Origin of the sequence: Streptomyces sp. NPDC046203 (assembly GCF_040646255.1) — a bacterium.
Classification (GTDB): domain Bacteria; phylum Actinomycetota; class Actinomycetes; order Streptomycetales; family Streptomycetaceae; genus Streptomyces.
In genome coordinates this window covers 48,470-56,000 of sequence record NZ_JBEYZX010000045.1, presented here as the reverse complement: position 1 = coordinate 56,000, position 7,531 = coordinate 48,470, and the positions used below count along the sequence as shown (strand labels likewise).

Below are 7,531 nucleotides of genomic sequence, written 5' to 3'. Positions count from 1 at the left end.
CTGTGATCGCGGAGGCGGGGCGTGCGTGGTGGTCGCGGAGGCCGTGGAGGCCGCAGGGGTCATCGCACGCCACCTCCGCCCGTGCCCGTGCCCGCACCTCCGCCCCTGCCGCCGTACGCTCCCTCCGCCACCCCGGCCCCGGCCCCAGCCCCGGACCCGGGCTCGACTTCGGCCCCGGGCTCGACCTCGGGCTCGACTTCGGCCGATCCCATGGCCTCCGGGGTTCCCGCGCCCCCTGATTCGCCGGAGAACGGCCCCGGAGCCGTATGAGCGCCTTCGACGCCCTTGTGCGCCCCTCGCTCGTACGCATCGCGGCCCCCGGCTCCGGGTATGACCCGCACGGCGACCCGTACTGGGGCACGGGCTACTTCATCGCCCCCGGCTGGGTGCTGACCTGTGCCCATGTCGTGGCCAAGGGGGGTAGTGCGGTGTGGCGGAGCGAGCCGGCCCTCGGCATCACCTGGGCGGGTGGCCGGACCACCGGCCGGGTCGTGCTGGCCAAGCCGCGCCCCGCCACCCCCGAGACGGAGGTCGCGTCCTGGAGCTTCCCCGACCTGGCGCTGGTACGGGTCGAGGGCGCCGAGGACGCCGTCTGCGTCCGGCTCGGCGAGCGGGCGCCCGCCGCGCCCACCCCGATCCGGCTGTACGGATGGTCGTACCGGACCGGCGAGCCGGCCGTCCTGTCCCTGAGCGGCGAGGTGCGCGGCTCCGAGGGCAAGGCCCTGCTGCTGGACGCGGTGCCCACCGAGGGCTGTTCCGGCGGCCCCGTAGTGGACCTCGGACGCGGCACCGTCATCGGTGTCGTCAAGGGACGCGCGCGGGACGGACAGGGACCGGCTCAGGGCGCCGCCACGTCGCTCGCGTCGCTGCGCGAGCTGTACGACGTGCCCGGCGGCCGGATCCTGCACGAGGTGCTGCGGGCCCACGACGGCTTCCATCTCGCCCAGCACCGTTCGCTGACCGTCCGCCAGACCTGGACCGCCGTCCAGCGGGACCTGTGGACCGGTGCCGGAGTCAGTCCCGCCACGCGCGTGCAGCTCTACGGACGCCTGGCGGCGCTCCCGTCGCCCACCGGTCCCGGCGAGGTCATGGACCTCGTCGACCAGGTCAAGCGCCGGGTCCTGCACCCCGAGTACCAGGCCGTCCTGGAGACCGACGCCCGCACCTGGCGCGACGGCGCCGGTCTGCTCCGCGAACTGCACGCGGGCGATCCGCGGACCGCCGACCTCCGGCCGGGTGATCCGCGGGCCGCCGAAACCCTCGTCTACGCGCGCGAGGACCGGTCCGGCTCCGCCGACCCCGGACGCGACGCCGTTCTGCTGTACGCGGCGCACGTCGTCCGTCATGTCACCGAGCGGTACGGTCCCGTGCCCGGCGCGGCAGGACTGGCCGATTGGATCGGCGAGGAGGCATATGCCGCGCACGCGGCCGTACGCGAGGACATCGCCGCCCTCCTCGATCCCGACGGGCCGCGCACCGGAGCCGGGAACGGGCGGGAACCGGGCGCGCGGGCCGACGTCCGGATCGAGATCGACGCCGTTCCCTGGGCCACCCCGCGGCGCTACGCCTGGCGGGTCATGCTCCGGTTCACCGGCGGCGGGGACGGCCATGACGACCACGGGATCGACGGGGTCGACGGGAACCACGGGATCAACGGGAGCCACGACGGAGCCGGAAGCACCATCAGCCCGCTGCGCGGCGACGACACGGGCGTGCCGCGCGAGCGGCTGCGCGAAACCCTGCGCGGCCCGCTCGCCGAAGCCCTGGCGCTCGGGGACAGCGGCGACCACCTGGCGTGGGTCGAAGTGGTGCTGCCGCGTGAACTGTTCGACGAACCCGTCGACACCTGGCGGCTCGCCCCCGACGACGAGCCCTTCGGCGAGCGCTCCCTGCCGCTCGGTCAGCGGCGGGCCGTCTTCCTGCGCGACCGGCATCGCAGCCACCACCCGCCGTCCCCGGAGTGGCGCCTGCGCTGGCGGGGCAGCGCGGCCGGGCCGCTGCGGGCCGTACCGCTGCGCGAAGAGGTCCTCACCCCGGGCGCCGAGGGCCACGGTCCGCAGTTGCGCCGGGAGAGCAGGATGGCGGTGTACGCGCGCCTCGGCGCGGCCGGCGGCGGCAGCGTGCCCGTCTACTGCGGCCCGGTCGCGGCCGGTGACGGCCGGCGGGCGATGGAGGCCGCCCTCGCCGCCGGGCATCCGATCGCGCTGTGGCGGCGCGCGGACGACGATCACGGCGACTGCGCCGCGTTCCACAAGCAGGCCGACGCGTTCCTCCGGGACGCCGGCCGCGCCGACGGGATGCACCAGCCCCTCCGTGTGCTGCGCCTGCTGGCCGGGGACACCGAGGCCGACCCGCAGGGCCGCTCGGAGCACGCCTGGGCGGAGGACCTCGCGGTCCTCTACGACCCGCCCGACCAGGCGCTGTTCGACGCCCCGCTCCTCGGCCCGCTTCCGCTCGACGACACCCGTGGGGCGGAGGGGGCCGGTGGGGCGTACGGGAGTGGCGAGGTCCATGGAAGCGGCGGGGCCCACGGGAACGAGGGAGCTCGCGCGAACGGCTGGGTGAACGGGACTCCCGGGAGCGACGGGAGTAACGGGAGCAACGGGAGCCACACGCCGAACGGGACCCCCGAGGCGAACGGGACCCCCGGGGCCCCTGGGATCCTCGGGCCCGGCGGGACCCCCGCCCCCGACGGCACGCGCGCGAGGCGGCCGTGAGGGCGCGTGAGCGGCCCGCGCGAGGCGCACACGGGACGCGCGCGAGGCGCGAAGCGGCGCGTGCTTCGAGACGCCCGACTTTCTTGCGAACAAGCCGGTTTGGGCGTCGGCAGACCGGCCGGGCGAGCGGTACCGTCGAGAGACCCGGCGTGCACCCCACCGTGTCACGAGCCAGGAGGGTTCAGTCGTGAACGATTGGCGGATCTACCGCGGGGCCGGCCATCCGCACGACGAGGTGCGGCGGCTGCCGCCGCCCCCGCCCTGGCGGGACTTCTCCTCCGGCGGCCCGGACGACACGCTCGCGGGCTCCGACCGGCGGCTCGGAGTGCGCCGCCGCCTCGTCCAGAACCATCACCCCCGGCCGGCCGAGACCGACGCCGTCAACGCGGCCCTCTATCTGCGCCGGCCGCTCCTCGTCACCGGCAACCCCGGCACCGGCAAGTCCACCCTCGCGCACGCCGTCGCGCACGAACTCGGCCTCGGCCGGGTCCTGCGCTGGCCCATCGTCAGCCGCTCCACCCTCCAGGACGGCCTCTACCGCTACGACGCCATCGGCCGCCTCCAGGACGTGCAGTTGGAGCGGGCCCGGGCCGATGCCGATGGCACCGCCGCCAGTACGGCCGGCATCGGCTCGTATCTGCGGCTCGGCCCCCTCGGCACCGCCCTGCTGCCCTCCGAACTGCCCCGGGTGCTGCTCATCGACGAACTCGACAAGAGCGACCTCGACCTGCCGAACGACCTCCTGAACGCCCTGGAGGAGGGCGAGTTCGCCATCCCGGAACTGGAGCGGCTCGCCGACCGCGAACCGGTCGTCGACGTGCTCACCGAGGACGGGCGCAAGGTCCCCGTGCGCGGGGGAAGGATCCGCTGCACGACCTTTCCGTTCATCGTGCTCACCTCCAACGGCGAACGGGACTTCCCGGCCGCCCTGTTGCGCCGCTGCATCCGGCTGGAGCTCGAACCGCCCGGCGAGGAGCAGCTCGGCGCGATGATCGAGGCCCATCTGGGGCCCGACGCGGCCACGGCCGAACCCGGTCTCGTCGCCCGATTCCTCGAGCGCGAGCCCGGCGAGGTCATCGCCACGGATCAGCTGCTCAACGCCCTCTATCTGACCCGGCACGCCCCGCGCACCGAGCGGGTCACCCGGGAACGCATCGCGGACATGCTCATGCAGCCGCTCGACCGGCCGAGGTGATCGCGGATGGACCCTGGGCGTCCGTCGCGGCTGGCGGAGCTGACCCGCAGGCTCCGGGCCGCCGGGCAGGATCCGACGGCCGAGGAGGTCGCGGACGCCGTCTGGCTCGCCCAGTGGCTGCCGTCGCCCGGTGCCGGCGGGGGGCCCGGCGGGGGGCCTGACGGGGGAGGGGCAGCCGGTCCCCTCACGGGTGACGGCTCCCACGGGGTTCCGCACGGAGGCGCCGGATCCGGTTCGAGGTCCGCCTCCGGCGACCTTCGCGACCCCGAAGGGGACCGCCGGGACCCGGCCGCCCCGACCGGACCCGAGCCCGACCCCGACTCCAACCCCGACTCCAACCCCGACCCGGGCACCACCCCCGCCTCCGTCCCGCCACCCCGGCGCGCGGAGTACGTCGACCTCCGGCTGTCCGGGGGCGCACGCGCGCGTACGAGCGGAGGCGCGGGCGCGGGACTGGGCGCCGCGCTGCCCGTACGCGCGCCCGGCGCCAACGCGCTGCCCGGTCTGCTCGGCCTGCAGAAGGCGCTCCGCCCGCTGCGCCGTTACGCCACCGGACTGCCCGCCCGGCCCGGCGAGGGGCGCCTGGACGAGGAGGCCACCGCCGAGCGGAGCGCCGCCCTGGGCATCCTCACCCCCGTGCTGCGCCCCGCCGCCGGCCGCCGCCCCGACATCCAACTGCTCATGGACACCGGGCCCGCCATGGTCGTGTGGGAGCGGATGGTCGAGGAGCTGCGCCAGGCGTGCCAGCAGTCCGGCGCCTTCCGCGACGTCCAGGTGCACCGGCTGTACGACACCGGCGAGGGCCCGCCGTGCGTCACCACCACCTCGGACCCCGAGGGCCGCCCCCGGCTGCGCCCCGCCGACCAGCTCCACGACCCGACCGGCCGCCGTCTCACCCTGCTCGTCAGCGACTGCGTCGGGCCGCTCTGGCAGCGCGGCGCGGCCCAGCGGCTCGTCCACCAGTGGCCCCGGCACGCGCCGCTCGCCCTGGTCCAGCCGCTGCCGCCGCGGCTGTGGTCCCGTACGGCGCTGCGGGTCGAGCCCGGCGCGCTGCTGCGGCCTCCCACGCCCGGCGGGCAGGTCTGTTTCGAGCCGGACGAGGAGGAGTGGGAGCCGGTCGCCGGGGACCGGCGGGCGCTGCCCGTACTCACCCCGACCCCGGAGGCGTTCGCGTCCTGGGCACGGTTGCTCACCGGGCACGGCGGGGGCGCGGTGCGTGGCTGGGCGGCCCGGGTCGGCCCGCCGCCGGGCGGTCCCTTCGCCCCGGCCGGTGCGATCACGTACGAGCGCACCACCGCAGGGGGTGCGCCCGGCGCCCCCGCGTACACCTCCGCCCCCACGTACGCCCCCGTCCCCGAATACGCTCCCGGCGCCGCCCGGCGCGCGGACGACGAGCTGTTACGCGCCTTCCGCGCCGGAGCCTCCCCCGGCGCGGTCCGGCTCGCCGTCCATCTCGCGGCCGCCCCGCTCGCCCTGCCCGTGATGCAGCTCGTCCAGCGCGCGATGCTCCCGGACACCGGCCCCATGGAGCTGGCCGAGGTCCTGCTCAGCGGACTCCTCCGACGGCTTCCCGGGGCCACCCCGTACCCCTGCTTCAGCTATCCGCCGGGCGTGCAGGCGCATCTGCTCGGCTCGCTCGACCGGGGTGCCGCCGCGCTGGTCCTCAAGCACTGCTCCGAGTTCGTCGAACGCCACTTCGGGCAGGGCACCCGGAACTTCCCCGCCCTCGCGGCCGCCCGCCTCGCCGGACACCCCGCCGACACGGCGAACGAGCCCCCCGGCACCGCCGGTGCCACGGCCGGCGCCTCGGACGTCCCCGCCGAGGCCGCCGACCCCACCGGTTCGCTGCTCTCCGCCGGCCCGGGGGAAGAGGACGAACAGCCCCCCGGCGCCGCCGCGGAGCTGTTCGCCCGTATCCCCGCGCGCGTGCTGCGCTTCTACCAGCCCGACCTGGTCACCCCCGAACCGTTCGCCGCCGCACGCCGGCTGTTCGCCCAGTGGCGCGGTCAGTCGGATCCGGCGCTGCTCGCCACCGCCCGCGAGCTGGCCGAGGCCGCGCTCAGCGGCGGCGGGAACGGGAACGGCGGCGTAAACGGCGACGGGATCGGGGCCGCCGGTATCGGGGCGGGGGACGGTGCGCCCGTCCGCCCCGAAGAGATCGCCGGGGCCCGGCTCGTGCTCGGTCAGGTGCTGTTCGCGCAGGCCGGGACCGCCGCCGTACGCGACCGGGGACAGCGCCAGGACCTGCTGACCCGTGCCCTCGGCGAACTCGCCCTCGCCGCGGGCGCCGCCCCGCCCGGCAGCGCCGACTGGGCCGAGGCGCGCCTCGAACAGGCCGCCACCCTGCACGCGTTGTGGAGGCACAACGGGGACACCGCCCGGCTCGACGCCGCGCTCGACGCGCTCGCCGGAGAGCCGGCCGTATGGCCCGAGAGCCACCGGCACGCCCTGTTCGCACGGCGCGGCCGGCTGCTCCTCGCGCGCGGGGAAGGCCCCGCCGCGGTGGCCGCGTTCACCGAGGCCCTGGCCGTGCGCGAGACCGGCCCGCTCCTGCTCGACCTCTTTGACGCCCTGCATCTCTCCGCCTCCTCCCCGGACTCGGCCCTGGCCTTGGCCCCGGTCCCCGCCCCCACCCCCGCTTCCGTCCGCGACGCCGAGGCCGACGCGCTCGACCGCGCCGAGCCCCTGCTCGGCGACTCCACCGCGCTCCGGCTGCGCTGGACCACCGCCCGGGCCCGGCTGTACGACGCCACCGGCGACGGGCCCGCCGCCGACGCGGCGTACGAACAGGCCACCCTGCTCACCCCCGCCGACGGCGAACAGCGCGGCCGGCTCCTGCTCACCTGGGGCGAGTCCCTGCTGCGCCGCGCCGCGACCGGTACCGGCACGGCCCCCGTCGACCGCGCCGAGTCCGTGCTGCGCGAGGCCCTCACCTCTCTGCCCGCCGACACCCCGGCCCGCGCCCGGGCCCGGGTGCTGATCGGCAGCGTCCTCGCCCTCCGCTACGACCGGGCCGGGTTCCTGCCCGACCTGTACGAGAGCCGTCATCTCCTCGAACAGGCCGTCCGCGCCGCCCGCACCCCCGCCGAGCGCGCCGAGGTCTGGCTGCAACTGGGCTGGGTACGGCTCCGGCTGGGCGAGACCGGCTGGGACGAGGGGCCCGACCAGGCGCTGCTCGCCTACGAGCGGGCCGCCGAGGACGCCCGTACGGCGCACGGCGATACCCCCGGCACCGTCACCCTGGCCCGCGCGCTGCACGCCGAGGGCGCCGTCCTGCGGCTCACGGGCCGGCACGGCCGGGCCGCCGACGTCCTGCGGGCCGCCGCCGGACAGTGGCGCAGGCTCGATGCCGCGCTCATGGAGGTCGACCAGACGGACATCGCGCGCACCCGCGCCCTGCTCGCCGAGGCGGAGGCCGGGCCGGGCCCGCTGCCCGGCCGGATCCCTCCCGCCGAGCGGCGCCGGATCGCGCCACCGTGGTGGCCCTGGCGGGAGGTGGCCGGATAGCGACGTCGGCGGGCCGGTACGGCGGCGAGCGACCGGATCGACAACGGGGGCGCGAATGGGGGCAGTTGAGGTGAACCGGGTTTCCGCCTTCACGGCGTCGGGAAGAACCGCT

At 76.7% G+C, this 7,531-nt stretch carries 3 protein-coding genes; all 3 read left to right on the top strand.

Annotated features, from left to right (window positions below; translation table 11 throughout):
* Window positions 1-266 precede the first annotated feature (266 nt).
* The 3 genes from ABZ990_RS25710 to ABZ990_RS25700 all read left to right on the top strand — a co-directional run bounded on the left by ABZ990_RS25710 (window position 267) and on the right by ABZ990_RS25700 (window position 7,419).
* Window positions 267-2,717 carry a trypsin-like peptidase domain-containing protein gene (locus tag ABZ990_RS25710; protein WP_361236077.1) on the top strand — a complete coding sequence of 817 codons (2,451 nt, stop codon included), beginning with the start codon at window positions 267-269 and terminating at the stop codon, window positions 2,715-2,717.
* Between the two features lie 187 nt (window positions 2,718-2,904).
* Window positions 2,905-3,912: a MoxR family ATPase gene (locus ABZ990_RS25705; protein WP_361236074.1), complete on the top strand. Its 1,008-nt coding sequence runs from the start codon at window positions 2,905-2,907 to the stop codon at window positions 3,910-3,912.
* A 6-nt stretch (window positions 3,913-3,918) separates the two neighbouring features.
* On the top strand, window positions 3,919-7,419 hold the full coding sequence (locus ABZ990_RS25700) for an SAV_2336 N-terminal domain-related protein (RefSeq protein WP_361236071.1): 3,501 nt from the start codon (window positions 3,919-3,921) through the stop codon (window positions 7,417-7,419).
* The last annotated feature ends 112 nt before the right edge of the window (window positions 7,420-7,531 follow it).